Annotated in this window: 29 protein-coding genes and 14 tRNA genes; 5 read left to right on the top strand and 38 right to left on the bottom strand. The window is 47.7% G+C overall.

Annotated elements, in window-relative coordinates:
* Positions 1-113: 113 nt before the first annotated feature.
* Positions 114-464 (bottom strand): PspC domain-containing protein, encoded by a 351-nt coding sequence (locus ACIFQN_RS08165; RefSeq protein ID WP_429832513.1) that lies wholly within the window; start codon positions 462-464, stop codon positions 114-116.
* Between the two features lie 173 nt (positions 465-637).
* Between ACIFQN_RS08165 and ACIFQN_RS08160 the strand changes: the two genes are divergently transcribed.
* Complete coding sequence (locus tag ACIFQN_RS08160) at positions 638-877, top strand: hypothetical protein (protein WP_429832512.1); 240 nt, start codon at positions 638-640, stop codon at positions 875-877.
* An 80-nt stretch (positions 878-957) separates the two neighbouring features.
* Here ACIFQN_RS08160 and ACIFQN_RS08155 read toward each other — a convergent pair whose 3' ends face one another.
* The 4 genes from ACIFQN_RS08155 to ACIFQN_RS08140 form a co-directional block, all read right to left on the bottom strand.
* On the bottom strand, positions 958-1,584 hold the full coding sequence (locus ACIFQN_RS08155) for a flavin reductase family protein (protein WP_429832511.1): 627 nt from the start codon (positions 1,582-1,584) through the stop codon (positions 958-960).
* An 18-nt stretch (positions 1,585-1,602) separates the two neighbouring features.
* The gene (locus ACIFQN_RS08150) at positions 1,603-2,763 is read right to left on the bottom strand and encodes a homogentisate 1,2-dioxygenase (protein WP_429832510.1); all 1,161 of its coding nucleotides are present in this window, start codon (positions 2,761-2,763) and stop codon (positions 1,603-1,605) included.
* Positions 2,764-3,071: 308 nt separating this feature from the next.
* Positions 3,072-3,965, bottom strand: coding sequence for an RluA family pseudouridine synthase (locus tag ACIFQN_RS08145; RefSeq protein ID WP_429832509.1), 894 nt, complete (start codon positions 3,963-3,965; stop codon positions 3,072-3,074).
* A 51-nt stretch (positions 3,966-4,016) separates the two neighbouring features.
* Positions 4,017-4,514: a hypothetical protein gene (locus ACIFQN_RS08140; RefSeq protein WP_429832508.1), complete on the bottom strand. Its 498-nt coding sequence runs from the start codon at positions 4,512-4,514 to the stop codon at positions 4,017-4,019.
* Between the two features lie 116 nt (positions 4,515-4,630).
* On the opposite strand from ACIFQN_RS08140, the gene ACIFQN_RS08135 reads away from it, so the two are divergent.
* Positions 4,631-5,158 carry a GNAT family N-acetyltransferase gene (locus tag ACIFQN_RS08135; protein WP_429832507.1) on the top strand — a complete coding sequence of 176 codons (528 nt, stop codon included), beginning with the start codon at positions 4,631-4,633 and terminating at the stop codon, positions 5,156-5,158.
* Positions 5,159-5,184: 26 nt separating this feature from the next.
* Here ACIFQN_RS08135 and ACIFQN_RS08130 read toward each other — a convergent pair whose 3' ends face one another.
* The 5 genes from ACIFQN_RS08130 to ACIFQN_RS08110 all read right to left on the bottom strand — a co-directional run bounded on the left by ACIFQN_RS08130 (position 5,185) and on the right by ACIFQN_RS08110 (position 8,326).
* On the bottom strand, positions 5,185-5,883 hold the full coding sequence (locus ACIFQN_RS08130; RefSeq protein ID WP_429832506.1) for an MBL fold metallo-hydrolase: 699 nt from the start codon (positions 5,881-5,883) through the stop codon (positions 5,185-5,187).
* Positions 5,880-6,521 carry a TetR/AcrR family transcriptional regulator gene (locus ACIFQN_RS08125; protein WP_429832505.1) on the bottom strand — a complete coding sequence of 214 codons (642 nt, stop codon included), beginning with the start codon at positions 6,519-6,521 and terminating at the stop codon, positions 5,880-5,882. Before ACIFQN_RS08125 ends, ACIFQN_RS08130 begins: the two co-directional genes overlap by 4 nt.
* A gap of 179 nt (positions 6,522-6,700) precedes the next feature.
* Positions 6,701-7,222, bottom strand: a complete 522-nt coding sequence (gene tpx / locus ACIFQN_RS08120) for a thiol peroxidase (protein WP_103109947.1) — start codon at positions 7,220-7,222, stop codon at positions 6,701-6,703.
* A gap of 86 nt (positions 7,223-7,308) precedes the next feature.
* A complete protein-coding gene (locus tag ACIFQN_RS08115; RefSeq protein WP_429832504.1) occupies positions 7,309-7,842 on the bottom strand; it encodes a hypothetical protein in 534 nt (177 codons plus the stop codon).
* Positions 7,843-7,891: 49 nt separating this feature from the next.
* Complete coding sequence (locus ACIFQN_RS08110; protein ID WP_429832503.1) at positions 7,892-8,326, bottom strand: gamma-glutamylcyclotransferase family protein; 435 nt, start codon at positions 8,324-8,326, stop codon at positions 7,892-7,894.
* A 166-nt stretch (positions 8,327-8,492) separates the two neighbouring features.
* On the opposite strand from ACIFQN_RS08110, the gene pyc reads away from it, so the two are divergent.
* The gene (gene pyc / locus ACIFQN_RS08105) at positions 8,493-11,939 is read left to right on the top strand and encodes a pyruvate carboxylase (protein WP_429832502.1); all 3,447 of its coding nucleotides are present in this window, start codon (positions 8,493-8,495) and stop codon (positions 11,937-11,939) included.
* 48 nt (positions 11,940-11,987) lie between these two features.
* Positions 11,988-12,662, top strand: a complete 675-nt coding sequence (locus tag ACIFQN_RS08100) for a hypothetical protein (RefSeq protein WP_429832501.1) — start codon at positions 11,988-11,990, stop codon at positions 12,660-12,662.
* Positions 12,663-12,722: 60 nt separating this feature from the next.
* Here the strand turns inward: ACIFQN_RS08100 and ytfJ are convergent, their stop codons facing one another.
* The 14 genes from ytfJ to ACIFQN_RS08030 form a co-directional block, all read right to left on the bottom strand.
* The gene (gene ytfJ / locus ACIFQN_RS08095) at positions 12,723-13,181 is read right to left on the bottom strand and encodes a GerW family sporulation protein (protein WP_429832500.1); all 459 of its coding nucleotides are present in this window, start codon (positions 13,179-13,181) and stop codon (positions 12,723-12,725) included.
* A 103-nt stretch (positions 13,182-13,284) separates the two neighbouring features.
* Entirely contained in the window at positions 13,285-13,950 is a 666-nt protein-coding gene (locus ACIFQN_RS08090) for a DUF2953 domain-containing protein (RefSeq protein ID WP_429832499.1), read from the bottom strand.
* Positions 13,951-14,014: 64 nt separating this feature from the next.
* On the bottom strand, positions 14,015-14,686 hold the full coding sequence (locus tag ACIFQN_RS08085) for a 3D domain-containing protein (RefSeq protein ID WP_429832498.1): 672 nt from the start codon (positions 14,684-14,686) through the stop codon (positions 14,015-14,017).
* The gene (locus tag ACIFQN_RS08080; RefSeq protein ID WP_429832497.1) at positions 14,687-14,983 is read right to left on the bottom strand and encodes an S-layer homology domain-containing protein; all 297 of its coding nucleotides are present in this window, start codon (positions 14,981-14,983) and stop codon (positions 14,687-14,689) included.
* A gap of 162 nt (positions 14,984-15,145) precedes the next feature.
* A complete protein-coding gene (gene sleB / locus ACIFQN_RS08075) occupies positions 15,146-15,793 on the bottom strand; it encodes a spore cortex-lytic enzyme (RefSeq protein ID WP_429832496.1) in 648 nt (215 codons plus the stop codon).
* Between the two features lie 101 nt (positions 15,794-15,894).
* A complete protein-coding gene (gene spoVAE / locus ACIFQN_RS08070; protein WP_429832495.1) occupies positions 15,895-16,245 on the bottom strand; it encodes a stage V sporulation protein AE in 351 nt (116 codons plus the stop codon).
* Between the two features lie 14 nt (positions 16,246-16,259).
* Complete coding sequence (gene spoVAD, locus ACIFQN_RS08065; RefSeq protein WP_429832494.1) at positions 16,260-17,264, bottom strand: stage V sporulation protein AD; 1,005 nt, start codon at positions 17,262-17,264, stop codon at positions 16,260-16,262.
* 3 nt (positions 17,265-17,267) lie between these two features.
* Entirely contained in the window at positions 17,268-17,741 is a 474-nt protein-coding gene (spoVAC, locus tag ACIFQN_RS08060; protein WP_429832493.1) for a stage V sporulation protein AC, read from the bottom strand.
* A 16-nt stretch (positions 17,742-17,757) separates the two neighbouring features.
* Positions 17,758-18,618: a DUF421 domain-containing protein gene (locus ACIFQN_RS08055; RefSeq protein ID WP_429832492.1), complete on the bottom strand. Its 861-nt coding sequence runs from the start codon at positions 18,616-18,618 to the stop codon at positions 17,758-17,760.
* Between the two features lie 73 nt (positions 18,619-18,691).
* Complete coding sequence (locus ACIFQN_RS08050; RefSeq protein WP_429832491.1) at positions 18,692-18,898, bottom strand: DUF1657 domain-containing protein; 207 nt, start codon at positions 18,896-18,898, stop codon at positions 18,692-18,694.
* A 150-nt stretch (positions 18,899-19,048) separates the two neighbouring features.
* Entirely contained in the window at positions 19,049-19,255 is a 207-nt protein-coding gene (locus ACIFQN_RS08045; RefSeq protein ID WP_429832490.1) for a small, acid-soluble spore protein, alpha/beta type, read from the bottom strand.
* A 95-nt stretch (positions 19,256-19,350) separates the two neighbouring features.
* Positions 19,351-20,475: an MGDG synthase family glycosyltransferase gene (locus ACIFQN_RS08040; RefSeq protein ID WP_429832489.1), complete on the bottom strand. Its 1,125-nt coding sequence runs from the start codon at positions 20,473-20,475 to the stop codon at positions 19,351-19,353.
* A complete protein-coding gene (locus tag ACIFQN_RS08035) occupies positions 20,475-21,062 on the bottom strand; it encodes a YkoP family protein (protein ID WP_429832488.1) in 588 nt (195 codons plus the stop codon). The genes ACIFQN_RS08040 and ACIFQN_RS08035 overlap by 1 nt, the downstream gene beginning before the upstream one ends.
* A 71-nt stretch (positions 21,063-21,133) precedes the next feature.
* A complete protein-coding gene (locus ACIFQN_RS08030; protein WP_429832487.1) occupies positions 21,134-21,784 on the bottom strand; it encodes a TerC family protein in 651 nt (216 codons plus the stop codon).
* A 212-nt stretch (positions 21,785-21,996) separates the two neighbouring features.
* Here ACIFQN_RS08030 and ACIFQN_RS08025 point away from each other — a divergent pair, with 212 nt between their 5' ends.
* Complete coding sequence (locus tag ACIFQN_RS08025; protein WP_429832486.1) at positions 21,997-23,163, top strand: sensor histidine kinase; 1,167 nt, start codon at positions 21,997-21,999, stop codon at positions 23,161-23,163.
* Between the two features lie 349 nt (positions 23,164-23,512).
* On the opposite strand, the gene ACIFQN_RS08020 is transcribed toward ACIFQN_RS08025, so the two are convergent.
* From ACIFQN_RS08020 to ACIFQN_RS07955, 14 genes are all read right to left on the bottom strand, one after another.
* Positions 23,513-23,586 (bottom strand) — tRNA-Gly (locus tag ACIFQN_RS08020).
* Between the two features lie 12 nt (positions 23,587-23,598).
* A tRNA-Leu gene (locus tag ACIFQN_RS08015) sits at positions 23,599-23,686 on the bottom strand.
* A 26-nt stretch (positions 23,687-23,712) separates the two neighbouring features.
* Positions 23,713-23,789, bottom strand: a tRNA-Pro gene (locus tag ACIFQN_RS08010).
* 50 nt (positions 23,790-23,839) lie between these two features.
* Positions 23,840-23,916, bottom strand: a tRNA-Arg gene (locus ACIFQN_RS08005).
* A 6-nt stretch (positions 23,917-23,922) separates the two neighbouring features.
* A tRNA-Gly gene (locus ACIFQN_RS08000) sits at positions 23,923-23,998 on the bottom strand.
* A 15-nt stretch (positions 23,999-24,013) separates the two neighbouring features.
* Positions 24,014-24,100 (bottom strand) — tRNA-Leu (locus ACIFQN_RS07995).
* A 20-nt stretch (positions 24,101-24,120) separates the two neighbouring features.
* Positions 24,121-24,196: transfer RNA gene (locus ACIFQN_RS07990), tRNA-Lys, on the bottom strand.
* A gap of 14 nt (positions 24,197-24,210) precedes the next feature.
* Positions 24,211-24,295: transfer RNA gene (locus tag ACIFQN_RS07985), tRNA-Tyr, on the bottom strand.
* An 8-nt stretch (positions 24,296-24,303) separates the two neighbouring features.
* A tRNA-Thr gene (locus ACIFQN_RS07980) sits at positions 24,304-24,379 on the bottom strand.
* Positions 24,380-24,486: 107 nt separating this feature from the next.
* Positions 24,487-24,563: transfer RNA gene (locus ACIFQN_RS07975), tRNA-Asp, on the bottom strand.
* 76 nt (positions 24,564-24,639) lie between these two features.
* Positions 24,640-24,716: transfer RNA gene (locus tag ACIFQN_RS07970), tRNA-Met, on the bottom strand.
* Positions 24,717-24,859: 143 nt separating this feature from the next.
* A tRNA-Val gene (locus tag ACIFQN_RS07965) sits at positions 24,860-24,935 on the bottom strand.
* Positions 24,936-25,063: 128 nt separating this feature from the next.
* Positions 25,064-25,140, bottom strand: a tRNA-Glu gene (locus ACIFQN_RS07960).
* 79 nt (positions 25,141-25,219) lie between these two features.
* Positions 25,220-25,292 (bottom strand) — tRNA-Thr (locus ACIFQN_RS07955).
* Positions 25,293-25,312 lie beyond the last annotated feature (20 nt).

Genomic DNA, 25,312 nt, shown 5'->3' with positions numbered 1-25,312 from the left:
ATGTTATGCGCAAAGTTCCAATAGTTGACGACCATTTTGAGTCAATGGGCCCCAAAACAAAAAAGCACCAAAAAGAGACTCCACCCACAAGGGTAAAAAGTCTCCTTTTTAGGTTATATTCCTTTGTATTTCCCCAGCTCTTCACGGAGGCGATAGACTTCCTGCACCAGCGCACGCTTTTCCAAACGATCGATTTCGGAATCCAAATCGTTCATTCGGGTTTGCGCATGATACGGTGAGTCATATGGGTCAAAGCCTTCGGGAGTGTACGACCAGCGAGGTTCTTTGGGCATGATCATCGCCAAAAGCAAATAAATCAAAATGGGTATCCCCGTACAAACCGTTAAAATGACAACCCCCACGCGAACCAGCGTAGAGTCAATTCCTAGAAAACGTGCAATTCCACCACAGATTCCAAATAACCGTTTATCTTGCTGTGAACGGTATAAACGTCTTTCCATCATAGCATTCCTTCCTCTCTACAGTATCCGTTTGCCTTGTATATACTAAGATACCTTGATAATGCAAATGACAAAATGGTCCACAGAGGGATTTGCCCTCCGTCTTTGGACGGATATTGGCCAAGCTTGCATGAAACATCGGCATCCGGTTCACGCTACTGGTGAGGTGATCAGCGATGCCGCTTCTCGCGTTCTTAACGATTTTCCTGCTCGCAGGCTGTACTCCGAATGATCAGGTGGATCGTTCCTTTATCCAGAGTGACCGTCAGTATTACTACCAGCAAAACGTAGTTCATCCCCTTGGCTGGGAGCCCAACGCGACTCCCTACGGCCCGCCAGTCAATGCCAGCACATCTGGAGAGTACAACCGCTGGATCAGACCTGATGCCGTCTCTCGTTATCCTGGCTTGGAGTAACGAAGACGCGAGGTGCTTTTCACAGAAAAAGACCGTCCCCCCAGAATAGCGGGAACGGTCTTTTTTGTAGTGTCTCCTATTTACTTGTTTTCGGCATCAGGTGTATATACTGGTCGTGGATGGTCGAACAACTCGCCCAGGGTCGCATACGAATGTCCGGCCAGCCTGCTGACAGGTGAAAAGGCTTTTGCGTCTATTTTTCCATCCTCATACAATTCATCAGCCACATGGACGTGTACAACCTCGCCCAGTATCAAGTCACTTGTCGTGGGGGTGCCCAGCTCTACAATCTGATGCAGTTTGCATTCGAAGTGAATGCGCGATGCTGCGAGACGCGGTACTTTGACCAGAGCAGATGGTTGTAGATCTAGCCCGAGGGCTTCCACTTCGCTGACATCCGGCGGATAATTGGCTGACGTTTGATTCATGTCATCTACATTATGGACATCGACCATGTTGACTACGAATTGTCCGATTGTCAGGATATTCCGTGCTGTATCTTTCATGACGCCCTCTGGTTTTCTCATGATCGCGATGGACACCATCATCGGCTCGATGCTCGCCACATTAAAATAACTGAACGGCGCGGCATTAATAACTCCGTCCTCTCCAAGAGACGTCACCCAGGCGATTGGTCTCGGTACAATACATCCAATCAACAGCTTGTATTTTTCCTGAAAGGCTATATCACTTATTGCGATTTCCATACAGGCTACCCCTCTTCTTTACTCTCGTGGCGGCAACCAGCTCGACATGTACGCCCCGTCCTCCACTTGCAGCGCTTGTCGGGTGACGCGCAGCGGGTGGAACGTATCCAGCATGACGGCCAGTTCCTTCGTTTCTTTTTTGCCGATGCTAGCCTCTACCTTGCCTGGATGCGGGCCGTGTGGAATCCCCATCGGGTGCAAGGTGATCGACCCCTCATAGACGCCTTTTCTGCTCATGAAGTTGCCATCTACGTAGTATAACACTTCATCACTTTCTACATTGCTATGAAAATACGGCGCCGGGATCGCCTGCGGGTGGTAATCGTACATACGCGGAACGAACGAGCAGATGACAAAGTTTTGTCCCGCAAAGGTCTGATGGACTGGAGGCGGCTGATGAACGCGCCCAGTGATTGGTTCAAAGTCGTGAATGCTTAATGCATATGGATACAAATGCCCATCCCACCCTACGACATCAAATGGATGGAAGTCAAAAAAGTAACTGTACACAATCGACTGCCGCTTGACCCGGACCTCGAAATCGCCGCTTTCGACATGCGTTTCCAGCTTTTCCGGGACCCTGATATCGCGTTCGCAAAATGGCGAATGCTCCAGTAATTGCCCGTGCTCGTTGCGATACCGCTTGGGAGGAACAATTTCATTTTGCGACTCGATGACCAAAAACCGGCTTTGCGCGGAAGGGACGATCCGGTATGTGGTTCCGATGGGAATGACCAAATAATCACCCGGTCTGTATGTGAGTGTGCCGAAAATGGTTTGCAGTTCACCTGTGCCTTGATGCACAAAAATAACTTCATCCCCATCGGCATTGCGATAAAAGTAATTCATCGCCTCGGTCGGCGCACATACTCCGAGGACGACGTCGTTGTTGCCCATTAAATAACGGCGGCCAAAAACAGGGTCCCCCTCAGGCTCAAATTGAAAGGTTTGAAAATGCTGGTGCACAAGCCCTTCTTGCTCCACAAATTCGAGCCCTACATCCGCATACTTGCGTGTTTCACGGACTTGTGTAGGCGGATTGTGATGATACAAAATGGACTGTATCCCGGAAAACCCTTTTGTACCCATGACCTGCTCCCGGTACAGCTCCCCGTCAGGCTTGTAAAAGGTAGTATGCCGTTTGTGTGGAACCTCTCCCATTCGATAGTAAAAAGCCATTTTCGTTCCTCCCCTTTTCTTTATGCAACAAAAAACCCAGCTCACCCCCAAGCCGAATCGGTTGCATGACAAATACGAGGGGCACCCCATTGTCAAACGTTCCGAAACATGCATCAGGCGCAAGCTGGGCTTTGTCTGCTACCGAAAAAAATCTTGCGGGATTTTTCCCCGCAGACAACCAGCTCTCGTCCCAGTGTTTCCACTGTTCATCGTTTGTTTCATTGCTCTTATCATATCGAAAACGCTTTCGAATTACCAGAGGAAAATGACGAAATTTTTCGCCTCTGTCATTCCTACGACATGTTTCCCTAGAAAAATCTTGCTGCCAGTTGCTGCATGTCCAGGGGCATCGGTTCCGTGAAATCCATCAAGAGACCGTTTCGAGGATGGAAAAAGCTGAGGCGTGCTGCGTGCAGCGCCTGTCTTCCAATATAAGTCCGGCTTCCCCCATACAGATCATCCCCCGCCAATGGATGCCCCAGATGGCTCATGTGCACACGTATTTGGTGGGTGCGCCCCGTATCGAGCTTTACCTCCAGGTGGCTCATGCCCTCCCCTCGCGCTATAACACGGAAATGAGTGACAGCTGCTTGTCCATCGGGGCGTACTTGCCTGGTAATAAAAGAATCATCGGCGAGTCCAATTGGACCATCCAGAGTGCCCTCATCGGCTTTGACTTCCCCTTCTGCGATCGCGTGATAGGTGCGGTGCAAGGTTCTTTCTTGCTGCATCCTGCTAAACTGTTCATGCGCCCACTGATTTTTAGCCACAATCAACAGACCCGAGGTATCTTTATCTAAACGATTAACCGCGCGGAATCTGCGCCGTTCCCCCTTGCTTTTCCAATACGCAATCACGCCATTGGCAAGCGTACCGCTCGCATGATTCCCTGTAGGGTGAATGACCAGCCCTGCCGGCTTTGCGATCACCATCAGATCATCGTCTTCATAGCGGATTGAAAGCGGCATTTCCTCGGGAGCTACCGTCTCTTCGGCATCCTCTTCCACCATGACCGCAATTTCATCTCCCGCCTGCAGCTTTTCGTTAACAAATACCAGCAGGCCGTTACGGGTGATTCGCCCTTTAAATTTGGCCCGAATCAATAGGCGTCTAGAGACTCCGTAACGTTTTTGCAATACATCCCTTACTGTATGTCCTGCGTCCGCTTCATCAGCGGTAAAGCGAATCAACTCTTCTAACATGCTGTCTCTCCTTTTGGCCATACCTCTCGGATCAGTATACCAAAAAGATCTTTATAGAGGCGACATCTGCAGGCTATCCCGGACTTCAATCACAAAGGCGTGCCCTGCATCCCCTTGCATCCATTGACCGCGAACATCAAACAAGTACCAGCCCGGCTGATCCGGCGCCTTCCATTGGTTGCCGTTCGTAAGCGATTGCTCGATCTGTTTCGTTCCAATCCACTGGGTCACACGCAAAGAGTTCTCTGTCGGTGCTTCTGCATACGTTACTGACAATGTGGCACCCGGTTTGACTTGCAGGGGTTTTGGCTTCATCTCACCAACAATTTCAGGTGGTGCAGCTTTATCTGTGCAATGCGCTTCGTTTTCATAGCTCCAACAAGATGCTGTCGGCACAGTCGCGGCCAACTTTCCCTTCCAAGCGATAACCGGCTCAGGTGGTTGGGCGAGCTCCTGCGATTTTGCTTGATTGATGAAGCTATTCTGGCAACCGGTCAACAATAATGCTGCTGTCAGATAGAGCTGGGCAGCGATTCCTACCTTTTTCATCCAATCACCTCTCTAATAAGACGAGAAAAAAGCCGGTACGTTTCATCCGGCTTCGACAATTCGTGCTATACTATCAGAATTTACAAAATCGTAATACAGAAAAGGAGCGAATGACCATGCCAGATACGCACATCCCTCTAACTAGCCTTCACATTCGAGATTTTGACTCTCAAACAGATTCTATTGAAGAATTGACCCGCTTGCTCAACAAATCATATCAAACTCTGGCTGAGATGGGATTTCGATTCGTTGCCTCTCACCAAGACGCCCCGATGACTCTTAAAAGGATGGAAAACGCCCACTGCCTGGTCGGCTTACAGAATGGGAAGATAATCGCTACCATCTTGTACTACCCACCCGCTTCTGCAAAAGGAGCACCATGGTACGACCAGCCCAACGTAGCCAAATTCGGACAATTCGCTGTCGATCCCGAATATCGCAGACAAGGAATCGGTGACGAGCTGATTCGTCGCGTCGAGGAGATGGCCGTCCAAGATGACGCAAAAGAACTGGCGCTGGATACTGCCGAAGGTGCACATCACTTGATCCGTTACTACACGGCACGCGGCTATCGGTTAGTCGCATACACACAATGGAACCAGACCAATTACCGGAGTGTTCTGATGAGCAAAAAACTGACCTGACCTTCTTAACTTTCCCTAGCTTACCTCTACTGCCAAGTACCAGCTGGAATGGAGTAGGAAGTGGCTGTTTCCTGTAAATAGGCATCGAGCTGTTCGGCTGGGTTTTTCACGGAGTTGCCGTGGCATACTTCGAGATGCTTCGGCTGTAGTTTTCGAATAATCAAACTGCTCTTCAATGCGCCAGCCATATCAGCGGTGAACATCGGCATCGGCCGGTAAAGTCTGCCTCGTTTTGACGTGAACAGATCTCCTGCCAAAAGTACGCGATCCTTCTCGTGATAATAGACGACATGCCCTGGAGAATGTCCTGGTGTGAGATAAGGGCGCAAGCCTGCGATTGACGCCAGTTCTTTGTCCTCTGTTTCAGGCAACGGCTTTGCAAGCCCTGGCTGCACATTCCTTTCTCGTTTTTTGCGACCAGGATACAGCTGTTCTCCTTCCATATACGGGATTTCTATTCGATGCGCATATAGTGGAGTTGACTTCCTTTCCATGATCTTTTGGACCGCCCCTACGTGGTCGGAATGACCGTGGGTTAAGAGGATTTGCTTCAACGGTCCAGCTCCCAGCCCGTCGATTGCTTTCAGAATTCCTATTGCCATAAAGGGCATCCCGGCATCAACCAAAGTGACACCATCTTGCTCAATTACTACCCAGACACGCACCGGTATCAGCAGCCACGAACGAATGCACCAGATATGCTCAGAGACTTGTTCTACTTTCATTTCTTTTCCTCTCCTCTGCTCGCGTTTTGTTTACATCCGGCAAGCATGACCTCTACTGCCAACTCAAATGTAGGGGTCAGCCTTTCCATCAAGCTCTCGAGCGGTTCCTCCGAATGCGTGTACGTTCCTACGATTCCTTGCAAGGTATAAAAATAGATCCGCGCGTACGCCAGAGCCTCCTCTTCCTTCAGGCTCGCTGGCAAACACTCCGACACGGCCTGCCTTAAAAGTCGGAACAGATGAGTCCGCAGCTTTTGCAACTGGCTTGTAGAAGACTCTTCATCAATACGTGACGCCTTGGTCATAAAAAATAGCGTGTACATGTTTTGGTTCTTAAGCGAAAACCAGATAAATAACAAACTGACTTTGCGTAATTTATCTTCGGGAGATTGGACGTCGCTTTCGAGAGTGGTTTCGATCTGCTGCGCTAATCCCTGCAATGGCCCCTCGGCTAATTGGTGCAGGAGCGCTTCCTTGTCTTTAAAGTAAATGTAAAGCGTAGTATGAGAACAGCCTGCTGCTTTCGCGATCTCTCGTATAGACACCGTATCAAAGCCCCTTTTGGCGAAAAGTTCACCCGCTGCCGTCAAAATGGCCCGTTTCGTTTCCTCTGATCGCAATTCCTGTTTGCTGACCATAAAGCTATGTCCTCCTCGATACAGCCTTCGTTATCTTTTGTAACCACTGGTTACTAACCGGTGGTTATAATATAACCAGTGGTTACTTTTAATGTCAAGGGAATTTCCCCAAATAAAAAAACCTCTTTTCGCAACTCGTACGAAAAAAGGTTTGGTTCTGTTTGGAGCTGTTTTGTTGCTTACTTCGCAGCTTGTGCAGCAGCAATTGCAGCTTCGTAGTTTGGATGCTCACCAGCAGCAGCCACATACTCAGCGTGTACTACTTTGTCATTTGCGTCCACAACGAATACGGCACGGGACAGCAGACGGTATTCCTTGATTGCTACGCCGTATGCTGTACCAAAAGACAGATCTTTGTGGTCAGAAACGGTTTTTACTTTGTCGATACCAGCAGCACCGCACCAACGGTTTTGGGCGAATGGCAGGTCAACGGAAACCGTCAGGACAGTTACCCCATCCAATTTCGCAGCCTCTTCGTTGAAACGACGAGTTTGAGCGTCGCATACACCAGTGTCAATAGAAGGGATTACGGAGATGATGCGAACCGTTCCTTTGGAATCTTGCAGAGTTACAGGAGACAGGTCACCACCTACTACTGTGAAATCAGGAGCAGTATCTCCTACTTTGATTTCAGGACCGAGCAGAGTAACTGGTGCTCCTTTGAAAGCAAATGCGCCTTGGCGCTCTACAGCTGTTGTCATGATTTCTTCCTCCTCACCAATCATTCATATGTACCTATTTATCATACCCTATCATTCACTTTTTTTCACTATGCCAATAGTAGAAATTACAGATTCACTTGCACTTTTCCAGCCGCGCTAGAATCTACCTTAACAATTCGCTTCACTTCGTGCTCATATTCCCAATCGGTTTTCGCATTGAGCTCATGACAACGCATCAGTGCATGATAAAGCGCGAACACAAAGTGAACATTTTTCAATTCATAGCGGGTTCCATGCGCTTTGGGCAACGCTGTGTTGATAATTTCAATTTGATACGTCGCTTTTTCGCGTTTTTCTTTAACCGGTACGATGTAACCCATTCGCTTTAATACAAACCCAAAATCGAATTCTCCCTCATCATCAAAGTCAACCGTATCATCAGAAGTGGCCAGGTACTCAAGCAGTGTACCCAAATCTAACAGATCGAAACAGGCTGGCTTTGGCATCGCTAAAACAGAGCCATCGTTGTTCACGAAATAGATATGGTCACGATAATGAAAGATCAGTTCGTCATCAGGCACTTGGTCCGGATACATCCAATAACTCTCTGGAATTAGCAGGCGCCAAATCTGTGCTGGATCTTTCTGAAGCATTTCCATGGCAGGGCCCCCTCCTTTTCCCTACCAGTTTTGGCAAAAGCGTCATTGCCTATTCAGTTTGCCGCTCGTGCATAAAGCGGCGCCAATCCCCATGAGCAAGCCTTATCCCTTTCCATTTGACGTACGCTTCATTCAAATAGCGATAAACGTAAGCCATGACTTCCTTGTTTGCCGTACCGATCAGTCTCGCCGGTACGATGATCCGTTCATACTCATTACGCAAATCGCCCGCTCCGTAATAGTCCTCCAACTCATCCAAGCCTGCCAGTGCGCTTTCGTACTCATCGGTGGCGAAGTAGAGGACAGTACCTGTAATTTCGTTCGTACCTTGTAGTAAACCAGGATATCCCGGTGGCAAATGATACAATTCTCCCTTTATAATTGCAGGGAATGCATCGTGCCTATAAGGTCGGACGTACCGTTCGTAGTTTGGAAATCCTTCCAAAAGAGTGCCGTATACAAAAACCGGTAGCTTTTGTTTCATCTTTCCCACTCCATTCTGATGCTTTAGAATCGTGTGTTATCCTCCAAAAGCACCTTAATGATGCAATTTCGCAAAAAATAGTGTCTTGTGTAGAGAAAATTTTGTATATTTATACTATATATAATTTTTATGCGTCGCTTATTTAGAGACCTAGGGGGAGAGAAACATGTTAAAGAGAAAGATTAATCGATTGCTCGTAGCGAACCGCGGAGAGATTGCGATTCGGATCTTCCGTGCTGCTACTGAGCTGGGCATCCGCACCGTGGCCGTTTACTCTGAGCAGGACAACGTTTCGATTCATCGTTTTAAGGCGGACGAGTCCTATTTGGTAGGCGCAGGGAAAGGTCCCATTGAGGCTTACCTGGATATCGACAGCATTATTGAGATTGCCAAGCGCAACGACATCGATGCGATTCACCCAGGGTATGGCTTCCTTGCCGAAAATGCCGAATTCGCACAACGCTGTCAAGAAGAAGGCATCATCTTTATCGGTCCATCTCCTGAACTAATTGACAAGTTCGGAGATAAGGTGGAAGCACGCCGTCTTGCCATTGAAGCGGAAATCCCTATCATTCCTGGGACACCAGAACCGATTGAGAGCTTGCAAGAGGCGCTCCTTTTTGCAAAAGAATACGGTTATCCCATCATCATCAAGGGAGTTTCCGGCGGTGGCGGCCGAGGTATGCGCATTGTACGCAGCCAGGATGAATTACAAGATTCATTGGATCGGGCACGATCTGAAGCCCGCTCTTCCTTTGGCAATGCCAAAGTATATCTCGAGCGTTACCTGGAACAGCCCAAACATATTGAAGTACAAATTCTCGGTGACAACCACGGCAACATCGTTCATTTGTACGAACGGGATTGCTCCGTGCAAAGGCGTCACCAAAAAGTCGTTGAGGTTGCACCTAGCCTTTCCCTCGATGACAAGCTGCGCGAAGAAATTTGCCAATCTGCCCTGACGCTCATGCAAAAAGCAGGCTATTCCAACGCGGGTACCGTTGAATTTTTGCTGACACCGGACAAACGCTTTTACTTTATTGAAGTCAATCCGCGGATTCAGGTGGAGCACACCATTACGGAGCTCATTACCGGGATCGACATTGTCCAAGCCCAAATCCGTATTGCAGAAGGACACGCTCTGTCCGATATGGAAATCGGCATTGCCAGTCAAAACCAGATCCAGATGAGCGGATTTGCTATCCAATGCCGTGTGACGACAGAAGATGCCGAGAACAACTTCCTTCCTGATGCAGGACGTTTATCCGCATGGCGTTCCGGCGGCGGCTTTGGTGTACGTCTGGATGGCGGAAACGGTTATCCAGGAGCGATCATTACACCGTTCTACGACTCGCTTCTGGTTAAAATCTCAACGTATGGAACCAGCTTTGATCAGGCAGCAGGAAAAATGCTCAGGACTTTGCGTGAATTCCGGATTCGTGGCGTAAAGACCAACCTGCCGTTTTTGGAAAATGTGGTGACTCACCCCGATTTTCTCAGCGGCAGCTACGACACTTCGTTCATTGATACCAAACCAGAATTGTTCATCTTCCCTGGCCGTCAGGATCGGGGTACCAAATTAATATCTTACATCGGTAACACCATTGTCAATGGCTACCCAGGGCTTGAAAAGCTGGATAAAAAGCCACATTTCGACTCACCTCGCATCCCGCGTACACCCTTTACTCAGCCTTATCCAGATGGAACCAAGCAAATTCTGGATAAAGAAGGGGCAGATGGTCTCGTTCGTTGGATTCAAGATCAGAAGCAAGTGCTTGTCACAGATACAACTTTCCGCGATGCCCATCAGTCTTTGTTTGCCACACGCGTGCGCACCTACGATCTCGCTTCCGTAGCTGAAGCAACTGGCAAGCTGGGAGCAGGACTATTCTCCCTGGAAATGTGGGGCGGAGCCACCTTTGACACGACTATGCGCTTTTTGCAGGAGTCGCCGTGGGAAAGACTTCAGATTTTGCGTCAGCGCATTCCGAATGTGCTGTTCCAGATGCTGCTCCGCGGGGCAAACGGCGTAGGCTACACAAATTATCCCGACAACGTCATCCACTCGTTCGTCAAAGCTTCCGCACAGAATGGTATTGATGTATTCCGTATTTTTGACAGCCTCAACTGGCTTCCAGGCATGCAGACCGCGATCGAAGCCGTACGTAATAATGGCAAGGTAGCAGAAGCCGCGATTTGCTACACAGGCGATATTCTCGATCCGGCCAAAACGAAATACACGCTGGCCTATTATGTTGAGCTGGCCAAGGAATTGGAGAAAGCAGGAGCTCATATCCTGGCTATCAAGGATATGGCCGGTTTGCTCAAGCCATACGCTGCTTACGAACTGATCCGTGCCCTGAGACAGGAAATCGGAATCCCGATCCACCTGCATACGCACGACACATCTGGGAACGGCGCAGCTATGCTGCTAAAAGCGATCGAGGCAGGCGTAGACATCGTGGATGCATGCGTCAGCTCCATGTCCGGCCTCACTTCTCAGCCAAGCCTCAACGGTTTGATTGCCAGCTTGGCTCATACGGAGCGCGATACAGGACTTTCTCTCGAATCGTTTAACAAATTGTCCGATTACTGGGAAGACGTACGCCCATTCTATCAAGGCTTTGAAAGCGGCATGAAAGCAAGCAATACCGAAGTTTATGTGCATGAAATGCCAGGCGGTCAATATACGAATCTGGAGCAGCAAGCCAAAGCTGTCGGATTAGAAGGCCGCTGGGAAGAAGTCAAGCATATGTATGCAGTAGTAAACCAGATGTGCGGGGATATCGTAAAAGTTACCCCTTCCTCCAAAGTGGTCGGAGACCTGGCTCTGTTTATGGTGCAAAACAACTTGAACGAAGAAAACATCTGGGAAAAAGGTACACGCCTCGACTTCCCTGATTCTGTCATTCAGTTCTTCCAAGGCTATTTGGGTCAACCACCGGGAGGCTTCCCTAAGCAATTACAAGAGCTGGTGTTAAAAGGACGCGATGCCTTTACCGCTCGCCCAGGAGAACTGCTCGCTCCTGTTGATTTTGACGCGGTCGCTTCTGAACTGGAAGAAAAGATCGGTCGTGAACCAAGTGAACTGGACGTCCTTTCTTACATCATGTACCCGCAGGTTTACCTGCAATTCGATCAACGGATGAAGGAATACGGCGATCTCTCTGTTCTGAACACATCCACGTTCTTTTACGGACTGCGTCCTGGTGAAGAGACGGCGATCACGATTGAACGAGGCAAGACATTAATCATCAAGCTCGTAGCCATTGGCGAGCTGCACCCAGATGGACGACGCATCATTTATTTCGAATTAAATGGTCAGCCGCGTGAAATTTTCGTCCGCGATCAATCGGCTATCGTATCAGAGTTGGTACGACGCAAAGCTGACTCACAAAACGCAGCCCATCTTGGCGCATCGATGCCGGGCAAAGTACTTAAAGTGTTAGTCTCGGAAGGCGACAAGGTGCGTAAAGGCGAGCACTTGCTGGTTAGCGAAGCGATGAAAATGGAAACGACCATCCAAGCTCCTATGGACGGAAAAATCAAAGCCGTATACGTGAAAGCAGGCGAAGCAATCGAAACTGGTGATCTGTTGATTGAAATGGAGTAAGCATCGTCTATAATGGAGAGTAGTTGATTGCACGCGAGGTGAAACGGTATGAAAGTAAATCGAGTCAGTTATGTCCCATACATCCAACGGGTAGGGCGTTATCATTTTCAAATGGTTCAGGCAAAATTAAATACGCCAGTGGAACCCATTTCAACTTATAACCTACAGCCTTACTACACCCGTCAGCAGCAATGGATGACAGAGCTGTCGGATTCACTGTCGCGACTCTACCGCTACTCTGCCGACTTGGACGAGGCTGCCAAAGCATTTGACTCCACACGCCCAAACACTGAAACGGATCGATTATTGCGGCAGACTCGCTTGCTCGTAGACCGTTTTAATCGACTGCATCATTTTTTGCAAGAAAATGAGCACACATTGGCCACCCAAAAGCTGGTTACGTTTGAGCGAGTCGCAAAAACTGCTGATACCGGGTTGCAACCATTTGGGATCAGTCTCCTTGCAACTGGCGAGCTGGAACTGGACGAACAAATATGGCTGAAAGCTGTGGAGGCTCGTTCCACTGACTTTGCGGATGCTATGCAAGGATTGTCTCTCCAATTCCGTGAAGAGGTGCTGCAGCTTCAAAACAAGCCGTTAAGTACCTTTTCGCGATACTATGACGAGGTAGCCGGATTGCATCCGTATTCATTTACCTCGATCTCCAGCTTGCAGTACCAACACATTACGAAAACTGGATTGTTTTTGAATGTACTGTGGTAAGTAAAAAGAAGAACAGGTATGCCTCTAGCAACAACTGGCATACCTGTTTTATTTCATACATCAATCCCGCTCCATCAAACGTTCTAAATCGTGATCGTCCGCAGTAGCGATAATCGTGTTGGATTCGATGTGCGGTTCCTCGTGTTTGCCAAACATCCCTTGCATCTTTTCCACAAACTGTGGAACCGAATCCAAAATACGATCGTAGAGGTGCGTAGTATTTTCCAGCGGAATCGAACGAATTCCTTGCTTGCCAACAACCAGAAACGCTACTGGCGTAATGGAAACGCCACCCCCACTCCCCCCACCAAAAGGATAGCCAATCGTTCCTTGGTGGTGGTGTTCATATTGAAATTCACTGCCCCCAGCCGCAAAACCAAAGCCTACCTTGGAAATGGGAAGAATGATGCTACCATCCGGTGTCTCTACAGGATCTCCGATGATTGTATTGACATCGACCATTTGCTTTAAATTTTCCATTGCCGTACGCATCAAGCCTTGAATCGGGTGGTCTGCCATGTTTGTTCCTCCTTTCGATCATACTCATCTGTTAACATACCCACAACAAATTCGGAGCATGTACACGTGAGCATTTATTTATGAGGAGGTTTTTCTTTTCACTTCATGCCCCGGAAGGTGTTGTTTGCCATTTGCGTTGTCTACCTTTTCTCAAGCGCAGCACCATTTTCACGACTGTAATCAATACATAGCCCAAGTAAAAATGAAGAACGCAGCGAAATTGCGTTTGGATGATTGCTTGATTCCAAACTGGCTGCACACTCATCCGCGGTATGGCGTGCAACGTAATCGTATGAGAAACGAAACCGATGAGCATGCTTTTTACGCCCCAGATGATCCCTGTCAGCGCCCCTGTGTCTGAAGCTTGTCCCGTCCCCATCAGTGTATGCCATTCTAGATTCGTACAGCGAATGTGTCTGCACAATTGGTTAAACAACGGTTGTAAATCACGTACTTTTTCCAGTATTTCACGATAGTTGTGATACCACTTTTTTACCTGCTTACGTGTAAAGTCCTGAACTTTATCTTTTACCTTGTTCCCACGCTGAATCGTTTCTACCTTGGCTACTACCTGTGGTCCGCCTTCTGTCTCCTTCAAAAAAAGGATTGGTATTTCATATTTTCTGCGTATCAGGCCAAACCAGGCAACCAGTGTCAGGACGAGATGATCATTTTCCTCCGATCGGTTGTAATCAAATGTCGCTTGTATCGGTGTGATCATCAACAAGATAAGTAACACAAGCACTGCAATAACCAACCAGCCCCACAAAAAAATCCCACCCTTTCCCCATTAGTATGAGTGGAAAGAGTAGGAAATATGTTTCTGCCTTCTATTAATCAAGCAAAAAGACTTTGACACCTTGTTTCATCCCGTAATTTTGTGCATCATTTACGGTTGGGAGGAACAGATCGACGTGGTGCTCCTTCACTGCTCCACCGATGTCTGCAGCCACTGCATATCCGTACCCTTCGATGTACAAATGGCTTCCCAAAGGAATGACCTTGGGATCTACAGCGACTACTCCTTTTCTAAGCGGATATTCCAAGTAAGAAAGAATCTGATCGTTTGGATAGCTGTAGGCAGTCGTTTGGACAGTCATCATTTGACGAAAAGCTGTCCCGTTTGCCAGTGTCTTTTGTTCGCTGACTTTGCCCGGTAACAGATGGAGCGCTGCATAGGTCGCTGCTTCAGCTCGTGTCATCTGCTTTTGTGGCTGTAGGCTTCCATCCGCGTATGGACTCATCAGACGTTGCTGCATCGCGTATACGAATGGGCGCTGATAAGCTTCCCCCACACGGCTACCATCTAAATAATGAGCCAAAGATTGAATGGTAGTGGACCATTTCAGTTGATTCACTACCCCACTATCCCCCATAGAACGAATCAGTATGGAGGCTAGCTCTTCCCTTAGAACAGGTTCATCCGGATTTAAGTAGATCTGATTCCCACGTTTTTGTCCGTGCACGATGCCCAATCGGTAAGCGGTTTCGGCATACGGCGTCATTCAAATGCTTGCGGGTATGTCAGCAAAGGACGAGTGTTTCGTTTCAACGGGCTCGATCCCTTTTGCCTTGACGAACATCGTCAGTAATTCTATGCGTGTCACAGCATCATCCGGTCGAAACTCTTCTGTCCGACCAACTACACCCGCTATGTAACATTTTTCAATTTCTTTTTCTGCCCAATGACCAGCAATGTCGCTATACGGTGCTGCGGTGTCGGTGTTGTCTTTAGCCTCTGCTACTGGTGTACCCATAATCGTGATGGCTACCAGCGAGGCCAGGATCAGCATCTTCTTCATCATCAACCTCCGTGCAACTATTTTGAATCTGTAACTCTCTTGAAACCTTTGTTTTATTTTTAACGAAACCCAACTTGAAAACAATGCACAATTCTTCCCAATACGCCAAAAAAACCCTGAACCTTCCTCAATCGGCTGGTTCAGGGGGTGTAGTTCCTTTAGTTAACGAGCGAATATGTGCTTTCCAATCTGCTTGATTTGCGGACGCGACCAGATCCAGCTAGAAGTCGCGGTGTCAGGGTTGAAGTAGTAGAGAGCACCATTGGTCGGATCCCATCCACGTACAGCGTCCCAAGCTGCCTGATAAGCTGTTTTGTTGGGAGTCAACCAGTACTGCCCATCGTCAATGGCCGTAAACGCATACGGTTCAAAAATGACGCTTTGAAGCGTATTTGGGAAGTCTTTTGATTGTAAACGGTTCATGGCTACAGCAGCTACTGCTACCTGCCCCTTATATTCCTCACCGCGTGCTTCCGAATAAACCAGTTGAGCTAACATCTGCATCTCTGATCGGTTCACAGATACTTTTTTGAGCTTACTCCATGTCTGCGTGCCGGCAATGCCATCAACGGTCAATCCGTATGTTTTCTGAAACTGTCTGACGGCTTGATAGGTGTTTCCTCCATAGCTGCCATCCAGATCATCCTGATAGAAGCCAAGTATCTGCAAACGATACTGTAGATCCCATACGTCCCCGCTCTCACTTCCCCTTTGCAATAAAGGTGCTGCAAGTGAGTTCGTTGGCAGTACAATCCCTATTGTCATCATTGCCATCAGCAGGGTAGTCAGCGTTTTTTTGTGGAACCACATGAACATCCCCTCCTTAAGCACCCATTCTACAAGCTGGTGAAAGCAGGTTCAATTCAAGGTTTTTGGCATTTTAGGTAATAAATAGGGATTTCTTATGCATTTTACCCTTTTGGACGGAACAGAAGTGCCATAAAAAATCCGAATACAATTGCAGCGGAGATCCCCGCACTGGTCACTTCAAAAATTCCTGTGACGATGCCGATTACACCATGCCGCTCGGCCTCAGCCATCGCCCCGTGGACGAGGGCATTGCCAAAACTTGTGATAGGTACTGTAGCGCCTGCTCCAGCAAAATGAATCAGTGGCTCATATAACCCGAAACCATCGAGCACGGCTCCGGCGACAACCAGAGACGACATCGTATGTGCTGGCGTCAGCTTTACGACGTCCATGAGAAATTGTCCGATCAGACATATGATCCCCCCGACAAGAAATGCCCATAAAAACGTCATGATGTCACCTCCAATTACTCCGACTCAATAGCTACGGCATGGGCAATACAGGGAATGCTCTCTCCTTGCTGGTAAGAAATGGGGGACAAGAGCGCCCCGGTCGCTACCACCAAAATACGTTTCCACTCACCTGCACCAAGCCGATTCAGCAGATGTCCGTAAGTGACTGTAGCGACACATCCACAGCCGCTTCCACCTGACCATACATTGGGATTCTCTCCATAAATGAGCTTTCCACAATCCGTATACCGTTCCAAAGGGATATGTATGTTATGTTTGGGAAGCAATTCAGACAAGATCGAATGTCCTGTACGTCCCAAGTCCCCTGTTACTACCAAATCATAATGATCATGTGCCAGATTCAGTTCTCGAAAGTGTGTCTCAATGGTCGATAATGCGGCTGGAGCCATGGCTGCTCCCATGTTGAATGGATCTGTCATTCCCATATCCACTACATGACCGATAGTCGCAGACTGGATGCGAAGCCCCGTTCCCTTTTTGCCTACAACTGCAGCGCCTGCCCCCGTAACCGTCCATTGAGCTGTCGGTGGCTTCTGGGAGCCGTACTCTGTCGGATACCGGTATTGTTTCTCTGCTGCCCCATTGTGACTGCCTGTCGCTGCCAGCACGTAATCAGCAGCCCCGCTTTCGACCATCAATGCAGCCATCGCCAAACCTTCCATCGCCGTTGAGCAAGCTCCAAACAATCCGAGAAATGGAATGGAGAGCGTTCGTGCTGAGAAGCTGGCAGAAATGATCTGATTCATTAAATCTCCGGCAAGGAGGAAGTGGATTTGTTCTTTTTGGAGTCCGGCTTTTTCCACTGCTTTTGTACAAGCTTCCTCCATCAGTGTACGTTCAGCTTTCTCCCAACTATCCTGACCCAGCATCAAGTCCCCGTGCAGCGTATCAAAATCCTCTGCCAACGGGCCCTGAGCCTCGAACGGCCCACCAATCGCCGCTCTACCGACTATGACTGGCTTTGAGGCAAACAGCCAAGATTGATGACCCTGGCGCATCCCTTACCCTCCCATCAAGAACAACGATTTGATCAAACCGATGACGAATGCCGCCACAACCCCAAACACGATGACTGATCCTGCTAGCTTAAACATATTCCCGCCAACCCCCAAAACCAGCCCCTCACTTCGATGCTCGATCGCTGCTGACGCAATAGAATTGGCGAATCCGGTTACCGGTACGGCTGTTCCTGCCCCGGCCCATTGAGCAATCCGATCATAGAGTCCAAGGCCTGTCAAAAGAGCGGAAATGAGGATCAGGACTGCAACTGTAGGGTTGCCAGCCGTTTTTTCAGTAAAATCGAAGTATCGAATGAACAATTCTTGTATCGCCTGCCCAATGAAACAGATGACGCCTCCTACTAAAAAAGCACGTATAAAATTGCGTAAAAGGGGACGAGGAGGTTCATGACGTTTGGCCAGTTGCTGGTACTCCTGTTGTACAGGTGTTAATTTTTTCTTTTTCTGGTCCGCCAAATCCGTTCACTCCCGGTTACCGTATCATAAACGGTTTTACTTGGTCGATCACTTGCTGCAGCTCTTCAGAGTCTCTTTGGTAGCATTGCTTCATTCGTTCATTTTTCGTGTCCAGTGCGAACAGCTCCAGATCCGCCTGACATTTTTTTAGCGTGGCAAAAGTTTGCTTCATTGCTTGTGGCTGTGGTACCTTAATTTTGTCGTCGTACAGGTCGAGGTAAAGTTCGCCACCTTTGTCTACCTGACCGAGAAAGACGTTTTCGAGGGCTACTCCAGCTTTTTGCAGCTCTGTTCTGACCCATCTGCGGTTAAGACCGGCTGTCGCCAGAGGCTCGTCCATGATAACCCCATCTAAAATAATAACTTGGCCCTCTTCACTAGGAGCCACGGCTAGTTCCAAATGCTTAGGGGTAACAGGCTGACTTTGCGATTTAAGCAAAACGCTTATTTCTCCACTCGTCTCCATGAGCGCAAATTCTACGTCAGCAACTTTGTACACGTTTTTGATGCGCAGTTGTTCCATTAAATCTTCTGCAGTCAAACGTTCCTTTTTCAAGTTATCCTCTAAAATTTTGCCTTCTTTGATAAGAACAGTTGATTTGCCTTCAAAAAAATCGCGGAGAACCTTGCTTTTGAGGGAAAGCCACTCCATTATGACCGGAAAAATCGCAAAGATACCCATTGCAATCAAGCTGTGATACACGGGTCCATCCATTTCCGTAGCCATAAAGCCTGCAATGGAACCAACGGTAATACCAACAATATACTCGATGTATGTAAGCTGCTTGATCTGCCTTTTTCCGATTATTTTCGTGAGTATAAACAAGTACGCTAGTGCACCGATTGAGCGCAACGTTATATTTAGCCAGTCTGGCATAATCCACCTCCGTCAACCATGGGGAAAAAGCGAAGAGAGAGGGGAGATCCTCTCCCCTTTTCAAACCAGTTCCCTAGAATCCTTTGTACTGCGGCTCTTCATTTTCCAGTTCTGTTACCCGTTGTTGCAAGTTGGTAACAATGCTTTGGGTCTGTTCAGCCGCTTGTGTATACAATTGCTTCGCTTGCTGATTTTGAGTACTGAGTGCGAACGTTTCCAAGTCTGCTTGTGCACCTTTCAAGCTGGCAAGAGCTTGCTTCACTTGTGCTGATACTGTCATATCCCTTCACCTCCTGACACATATAGATTCGGCCGTTGACCGTAAATTATTCGAGTTAATTTACAAACTCCACTTGAAATTTCTTCCACATTAAACCAAAAATAAAAGGAAAGACACCCGCAGGTGCCTTTCCCCATCCAGCTTATGCAATTAGCCACGACCAGCCAATTGTTGTTCAGCGAAGGAGACAAGGCGTTTCGTAATCTCTCCCCCAACCGAACCGTTTTGACGGGAAGTGGTGTCCGCTCCAAGCTGAACGCCGAATTCAGAAGCGATTTCGTATTTCAGCTGGTCCAGTGCTTGGTTTGCTTGAGGTACCAAAAGATTGTTACTAGAACCGGTGTTGTTGTTAGCCATCTTTATCACCTCCTCGTCGTTGGTAAGTTTAATATGTGTGAAGCTTGGACAGTTCATTCCTGCTTTTTATCGTTTTCTTGTTTCCAAATTTAGTATTACAATTGCAGCAAATACTCGGCAATTTGCTGAGCAGCTTCAGGTCGACGCACCTGTTCCATCCGATCTGTGATCTTGTCCTCCTGTTGTTCATATCTCCTCTGCTTAACCATTGCGCAAATCTCTTCCGGATCTTTTGCGAACAGCGCTGCCTGCTGGTTAAGCAAAAATGAACAGTTATTCTTTTCCTGGCCTGGCAGTGGCTGATACATAATGAGTGGCGTCCTCAGTGCTAGCGCTTCGGCACAGCTAATTCCACCCGGCTTGGATATAAACACATCAGCTGCCCCCATCCATTGCCACATCTGTGGTTCAAACCCTTTCAATCTAATTTCATGAAAGGAAGGATTATTGATCAGCCAATGATGGAGGTGGGTGTACAGATCACTGTTTTTCCCCGTGATGACAATGATCTGCATCGGCTCTTTTTCTTTTGCCAATGCTTGTACGACCTTTGCAATTCCTCCGTAGCCACCTTCTCCCCCGCAAACAAGCACTGTAAACTGATCTTCTGCCAACCCCAGTTGTTTTTTCCAGCTCACCTTATCCGTTTTGGCCGCCATGCCAAATGCAGGACGAATAGGAATTCCTAGCACTTGTATCTTGCTCGTATCCACCTGGTAGTAGCGAATAAGCTTTTCAGCCACTTGTTCATGGGCGACCATATAGGTATCAATCTGAGGATGCACCCAGAAGCCGTTAATATGAAAATCAGTCGGTATGCTGACTAAATGAAAGGGCTTGTCCAGCTTTTGTTTAGCCAGTGCCAAAGCAGATAAGCAGTACGCGTGGGTTGCAATGACCACATCAGGCTTTTCTTCAACTAGAAGTGAGTCCATCAGACGTTGGGAGAGCCACCATCCTAAAGGTTTTTTCAATGCTCTGCCCCATAGTTGATCTTGTTCATAAACACGCTGCCAGAACGGTTGGGCGTAGCGTAGCATACTTGCATAAAAAAAACGGGACAGTTCCCGTAATGCGGGACTGGCCGTCATTAATCCTCCTACCACCCGGGTTGATTCCGTCCCCGCTTTGGCTCCTAGTACCTCATGCAGCGCCATGGCAGCCATTTGATGACCGCTGCCTGCCCACTCTTCTGTAACCAACAGGAATCGTTTGGCCATTAGAATAATTCTCCTGTAGGTTCTTGGCTGCTTCGGCCATAGCGGTTCAGTAACAAATCCTTTGACATGTAAACGCGTTTTAGCGGCATTTCCTGGTTCCACGTTCTCACCCGCCGCTTCCCATCCGGATGAACAATTCGAAGCAGCAGACGCAAATACCAGCGCTTGTATCGAAAAAACCAAGTCATGGGAACATCCGAAACCGAAAAGCCCAAGGGCTGAACTCCCTTATGAAGCATGGTTGTTCCGACAATCCCTTTGATCTCTTCGCTGCTCTGCATCGACTCTAAGTAGGTGGCCAATTTCGGCAGAGAAAGCATGATATGACGCCTGAGCAGTAAGGCCATCCTGAGTTCATCCTTTACTCCCCTGCACAAGGTAGCAAAGTAGTAATTGTGGATATGTATTTTTACGATAAGATCACCGTTATGAATCATGTGACCATCTGTAGTGACAAGCGATTCACCTCGATAACGCAAGGGGACAATTCGAAAAATGTTATTTCCTTTTTCAATATACTTGAGCCGGGTACAGCGCTGATAGATTTCATCCCAGTATCCCCATAGTAGTAAAAGGCTTGTATTCATCTGCAACCGGATCCTTTCTTGCCGTGTTTTCCTTGTAGTATGCCCCAGAACAGTGTCCCCTCATTACATGTTCAGGTTCTTTTCATTCGCCCCCACAGCATGACTAAAGCCGCAACGATGACCGGCAACCACATATGATTTAACATGAACGGATTGATCCACTTCCACACATACGGATCCTCCAGACACATATCAACAGCCGTAAAGGCAAGCAGACCGCCCCCAATGATCACAAGGCTTGTATAGCGATTCATGAGTCGTGCAACCCAAGTACTTCCCCACATTAAGAGTGGAATACTCATCGCCAATCCGAGTATGACCAGCAGCAAATCTCCATGTGCGGCACCACCAACCGCAAGTACATTATCAAGACTCATTACAAAGTCCGCCATCAAAATCGTTCGAACGGCTTGGCCCACTGTTTGATTGTGTGAGACATCTGCCAGTTCTTCCTGCTCTCCCATCATCAGTTTGCAAGCGATCCAGAGCAACAGCATCCCGCCTATTGCTTTTACCATTGGAATATCCAACATCCACGTCGTCATAGAAGTTAGTAGAATTCTGAGTACAACAGCAAGCAACGTTCCATATAAAACAGCCCGGCCGCGTTCCCTCTGCGGTAACCCTCGGCAGGCCATGCCAATCACGATGGCGTTATCACTACTTAGCACCAAATCAATCAAAAAAATATGTACCAGTCCCAGCCAAAAATGCTCCTCCATCCCTGCCTCCCTGGTCCAACAATGTCTGTCCATTCTACTTTATGCGACTAGAATCGGACTCATGATTAAATAATTTTCCGAAAAAAGGCGTTTTTAAGCGGATTTTGTAGATAAAAACTTCCGCAAAAAAACATTTTATTGCTAAAACGGGCAATTTATACCTTGTCTTATCTATCCATTATCCCTTACGATTTTAGTGGGGTGGATAAGAGATGGTGGAGACTGTGACGCTGAACCTATTAAACGTTTCTAGGAAAATATTAGATTTGGCACCGGATATTACCAACGTTTGGATGCAGGAAATTATTCGAATTATGGAAATCCCTGTAACAATCCCCCGCGATTTTGCGGAGAAACGAACAGTGCTCTTAGCTCGTTATCTGGTGGAAAATGTGGATCAAGACATGCAAGCCTGGTCACTGGATATGGGAGAGTGGCTGCGTTCGCAGGAATACCCCTTCTCCTCCATTTTGCGTACATATCAGTTGTATCGTAATGTATTCTGGCGGGTACTCCAACCTGAACTGCAAAAATGGAAACTCTCCTCGCAAGACATGCTTTATCTAGAAACACAACTTGGGAAAGCTATAGATGAAAGTGTATTTTGGGCTGTATATCATTTCGAACAAATGATGAACCGAGAATTGGTCCAGAAAGAAGAAACCATTTCTTTTCTACACAATGACAAATTGACAATGCTAGGAAAAATTGCTGCAAACATGGCCCATGAGCTTCGAAATCCACTCTGCGCCATTGAGGGGTTTCTGAAGCTGATTGGAGAGTCAACCAAGGAACAGGCCAAGCTTCAATCGTATATTCAAGTCGTCATGCATGAGTTTGAAAATTTGCATCGGCAAATCACGGGGTTTCTCAGCTTTTCTAAAAAACCGATTCTGGACGAAATTTTTAAAAACATCCAAATGGAAAGTTTACTTGAAGAAGTAGAGATGCTCATTACTCCTCGTTTGCTAGGAGAAAACATACGATTTGAAAAACAAATCCACCCCTGCTCACTTGCTGGATATGAAGAAGGATTGAAACAAGTCGTCGTCAACCTCTTGAATAATGCTATTGACGCTGTGCAGGATCGTTCAGACAAATGCATCCATGTCATTTCCACTTCTTCTGATGGATGGCTTCATTTAAGCGTCGAGAACAATGGAGAGATGATTCCTCCTGAGATTGTAGAAATATTATTTCAGCCTTTTTTCACGACAAAACAAAATGGAACAGGCATTGGACTGTCCATCTGTAAAAATATTATTGAAAAGCATAACGGAACGATTCACTGTGATTCAAACAAGAAGCGTACTCGCTTCGTTGTATCGTTGCCCATCGGAGATGCAGACCAAACCTTTCAGGACCCGCCCCAGTATTAATGAACTCGAAAATTTGACTACGCCAGCCTGTTGACGTAGACTACTATATCCCTGCAACAAAAAAAGCCTCCTGAAGACCAGGAGGCAAAGCAAGAGATCCGTTACCTGTTTTTGGGTAAGCGATCTTAGCCTTACTCTACACGAAAACATATGTTTCTACCACAAAAATGATCAGACACGCTTCGACAATGTTATCAGCAAACAGCGTGTCTAAAAAAAGAAGATCTATGCAGTCGAGGATCGTGGGCTGCATAAGATCTTTTTTTCTTGGTTACTGTTTCATTCGCTCTTTGCTGGCTTTTGGACAACAAAAAAGCAGATTGGCAAATTACCATTCTGCTTACTAATATGGAGCGGGTGATGGGAATCGAACCCACGCGACCAGCTTGGAAGGCTGGGGTTCTACCATTGAACTACACCCGCATATAATCGATATGGTGCCGAGGACCGGACTTGAACCGGTACGGGAGAAACTCCCGACAGATTTTAAGTCTGTTGCGTCTGCCCATTCCGCCACCCCGGCATACAAGCAAAACAAAGGGCAAATAATGGTCGGGAAGACAGGATTCGAACCTGCGACCCCTTGGTCCCAAGCCAAGTACTCTACCAAGCTGAGCTACTTCCCGATTATATATTTTTTAGCTACAATGCTTCACTTCACTTCTTGGGATTGAAGTGGCGTGCCCTGAGAGATTCGAACTCCCGACCTTTTGATTCGTAGTCAAACGCTCTATCCAGCTGAGCTAAGGGCACATGTTATGGAGCGGACGAAGGGTCTCGAACCCTCGACCTTCGCCTTGGCAAGGCGACGCTCTACCAATTGAGCTACGTCCGCATATTTTTGGGGTAATGGTGCGGTCAAGAGGACTTGAACCTCCACGGTGTTGCCACCACTAGAACCTGAATCTAGCGCGTCTGCCAATTCCGCCATGACCGCATAACAAGCTGAATAAATACTGGTGAGCCATGAAGGACTCGAACCTTCGACCCTCTGATTAAAAGTCAGATGCTCTACCAACTGAGCTAATGGCTCATAAAAATGAGAAGTGGTGGGGAGAGACGGATTCGAACCGCCGAACCCGGAGGGAGCAGATTTACAGTCTGCCGTGTTTAGCCACTTCACTATCTCCCCAAAGTACATGGTGCCGGCAATAGGACTTGAACCCACAACCCCCTGATTACAAGTCAGGTGCTCTACCAATTGAGCTATACCGGCGCACTTTTTTATTATAGTATATCTTTCAAGAGAAATCAAGTTGTTTTTACTAAAAGTAAACTTTTTCATTCCCGTGAATGATTTGCCATCTGTTATTTGAGTAAAGATGGCGGAGCTGACGGGACTCGAACCCGCGACCTCCGGTGTGACAGACCGGCGTGAACTCCAACTTCACCACAGCTCCATATTTGGTTGCACCCAAGGGCACTCCCATCTCACTTGAGCAAGAAGAACATTCGACGTCATTCAAGTGAAAAATTTGGTTGCGGGAGCAGGATTTGAACCTGCGACCTTCGGGTTATGAGCCCGACGAGCTACCGAGCTGCTCCATCCCGCGACAATTCAGGACGATCGAGTGTCAGTGTTGCGACGCACACGATGTGCTAGTGTCGGCGTTGTCAACAGGACGTTGACGTTTTTAGCCGACCCACTAAGGACGTGGCGCTTTTAGCTGACCTTCCTTATCCCTTTTGAAATAAGTGGTGGAGGCTGACGGGATCGAACCGCCGACCCTCTGCTTGTAAGGCAGATGCTCTCCCAGCTGAGCTAAGCCTCCAATATTCCCCAACTGTCGTTGGGCCCCACAAAGTGACGCGTATGCTTTGAAGCATATTCCGAGTACTTTACGGGGGCCCCGACAACTTTAATGATGATAAAGATCATCAACTACTTTGTGGGGTAATATGGTGACCCGTAGGGGATTCGAACCCCTGTATGACAGCGTGAAAGGCTGCTGTGTTAAACCGCTTCACCAACGGGCCATATAATTTGTGGGTTCCTCGAAAAGTACTAGGACTAATCTGCGAAGAATATCTTCACTTTTTGGGGATTAATTTCTGATGCTCCCGACAGGAATCGAACCTGCGACCTCTTCCTTACCATGGAAACGCTCTACCGACTGAGCTACAGGAGCATATATGGCTCCTCGGGACG

Source organism: Brevibacillus sp. NRS-1366 (assembly GCF_050467985.1).
This window is presented reverse-complemented; position numbering and strand designations above follow the sequence as displayed.

Bases quoted from the DNA above. Each gene is read 5' to 3' on its own strand.
- ACIFQN_RS08165 (WP_429832513.1), bottom strand. From the start codon at position 464: ATGATGGAAAGACGTTTATACCGTTCACAGCAAGATAAACGGTTATTT.
- ACIFQN_RS08160 (WP_429832512.1), top strand. From the start codon at position 638: ATGCCGCTTCTCGCGTTCTTAACGATTTTCCTGCTCGCAGGCTGTACT.
- ACIFQN_RS08155 (WP_429832511.1), bottom strand. From the start codon at position 1,584: ATGGAAATCGCAATAAGTGATATAGCCTTTCAGGAAAAATACAAGCTG.
- ACIFQN_RS08150 (WP_429832510.1), bottom strand. From the start codon at position 2,763: ATGGCTTTTTACTATCGAATGGGAGAGGTTCCACACAAACGGCATACT.
- ACIFQN_RS08145 (WP_429832509.1), bottom strand. From the start codon at position 3,965: ATGTTAGAAGAGTTGATTCGCTTTACCGCTGATGAAGCGGACGCAGGA.
- ACIFQN_RS08140 (WP_429832508.1), bottom strand. From the start codon at position 4,514: ATGAAAAAGGTAGGAATCGCTGCCCAGCTCTATCTGACAGCAGCATTA.
- ACIFQN_RS08135 (WP_429832507.1), top strand. From the start codon at position 4,631: ATGCCAGATACGCACATCCCTCTAACTAGCCTTCACATTCGAGATTTT.
- ACIFQN_RS08130 (WP_429832506.1), bottom strand. From the start codon at position 5,883: ATGAAAGTAGAACAAGTCTCTGAGCATATCTGGTGCATTCGTTCGTGG.
- ACIFQN_RS08125 (WP_429832505.1), bottom strand. From the start codon at position 6,521: ATGGTCAGCAAACAGGAATTGCGATCAGAGGAAACGAAACGGGCCATT.
- tpx (WP_103109947.1), bottom strand. From the start codon at position 7,222: ATGACAACAGCTGTAGAGCGCCAAGGCGCATTTGCTTTCAAAGGAGCA.
- ACIFQN_RS08115 (WP_429832504.1), bottom strand. From the start codon at position 7,842: ATGGAAATGCTTCAGAAAGATCCAGCACAGATTTGGCGCCTGCTAATT.
- ACIFQN_RS08110 (WP_429832503.1), bottom strand. From the start codon at position 8,326: ATGAAACAAAAGCTACCGGTTTTTGTATACGGCACTCTTTTGGAAGGA.
- pyc (WP_429832502.1), top strand. From the start codon at position 8,493: ATGTTAAAGAGAAAGATTAATCGATTGCTCGTAGCGAACCGCGGAGAG.
- ACIFQN_RS08100 (WP_429832501.1), top strand. From the start codon at position 11,988: ATGAAAGTAAATCGAGTCAGTTATGTCCCATACATCCAACGGGTAGGG.
- ytfJ (WP_429832500.1), bottom strand. From the start codon at position 13,181: ATGGCAGACCACCCGATTCAAGGCTTGATGCGTACGGCAATGGAAAAT.
- ACIFQN_RS08085 (WP_429832498.1), bottom strand. From the start codon at position 14,686: ATGACGCCGTATGCCGAAACCGCTTACCGATTGGGCATCGTGCACGGA.
- ACIFQN_RS08080 (WP_429832497.1), bottom strand. From the start codon at position 14,983: ATGAAGAAGATGCTGATCCTGGCCTCGCTGGTAGCCATCACGATTATG.
- sleB (WP_429832496.1), bottom strand. From the start codon at position 15,793: ATGTGGTTCCACAAAAAAACGCTGACTACCCTGCTGATGGCAATGATG.
- spoVAE (WP_429832495.1), bottom strand. From the start codon at position 16,245: ATGACGTTTTTATGGGCATTTCTTGTCGGGGGGATCATATGTCTGATC.
- spoVAD (WP_429832494.1), bottom strand. From the start codon at position 17,264: ATGCGCCAGGGTCATCAATCTTGGCTGTTTGCCTCAAAGCCAGTCATA.
- ACIFQN_RS08055 (WP_429832492.1), bottom strand. From the start codon at position 18,618: ATGCCAGACTGGCTAAATATAACGTTGCGCTCAATCGGTGCACTAGCG.
- ACIFQN_RS08050 (WP_429832491.1), bottom strand. From the start codon at position 18,898: ATGACAGTATCAGCACAAGTGAAGCAAGCTCTTGCCAGCTTGAAAGGT.
- ACIFQN_RS08045 (WP_429832490.1), bottom strand. From the start codon at position 19,255: ATGGCTAACAACAACACCGGTTCTAGTAACAATCTTTTGGTACCTCAA.
- ACIFQN_RS08040 (WP_429832489.1), bottom strand. From the start codon at position 20,475: ATGGCCAAACGATTCCTGTTGGTTACAGAAGAGTGGGCAGGCAGCGGT.
- ACIFQN_RS08035 (WP_429832488.1), bottom strand. From the start codon at position 21,062: ATGAATACAAGCCTTTTACTACTATGGGGATACTGGGATGAAATCTAT.
- ACIFQN_RS08030 (WP_429832487.1), bottom strand. From the start codon at position 21,784: ATGGAGGAGCATTTTTGGCTGGGACTGGTACATATTTTTTTGATTGAT.
- ACIFQN_RS08025 (WP_429832486.1), top strand. From the start codon at position 21,997: ATGGTGGAGACTGTGACGCTGAACCTATTAAACGTTTCTAGGAAAATA.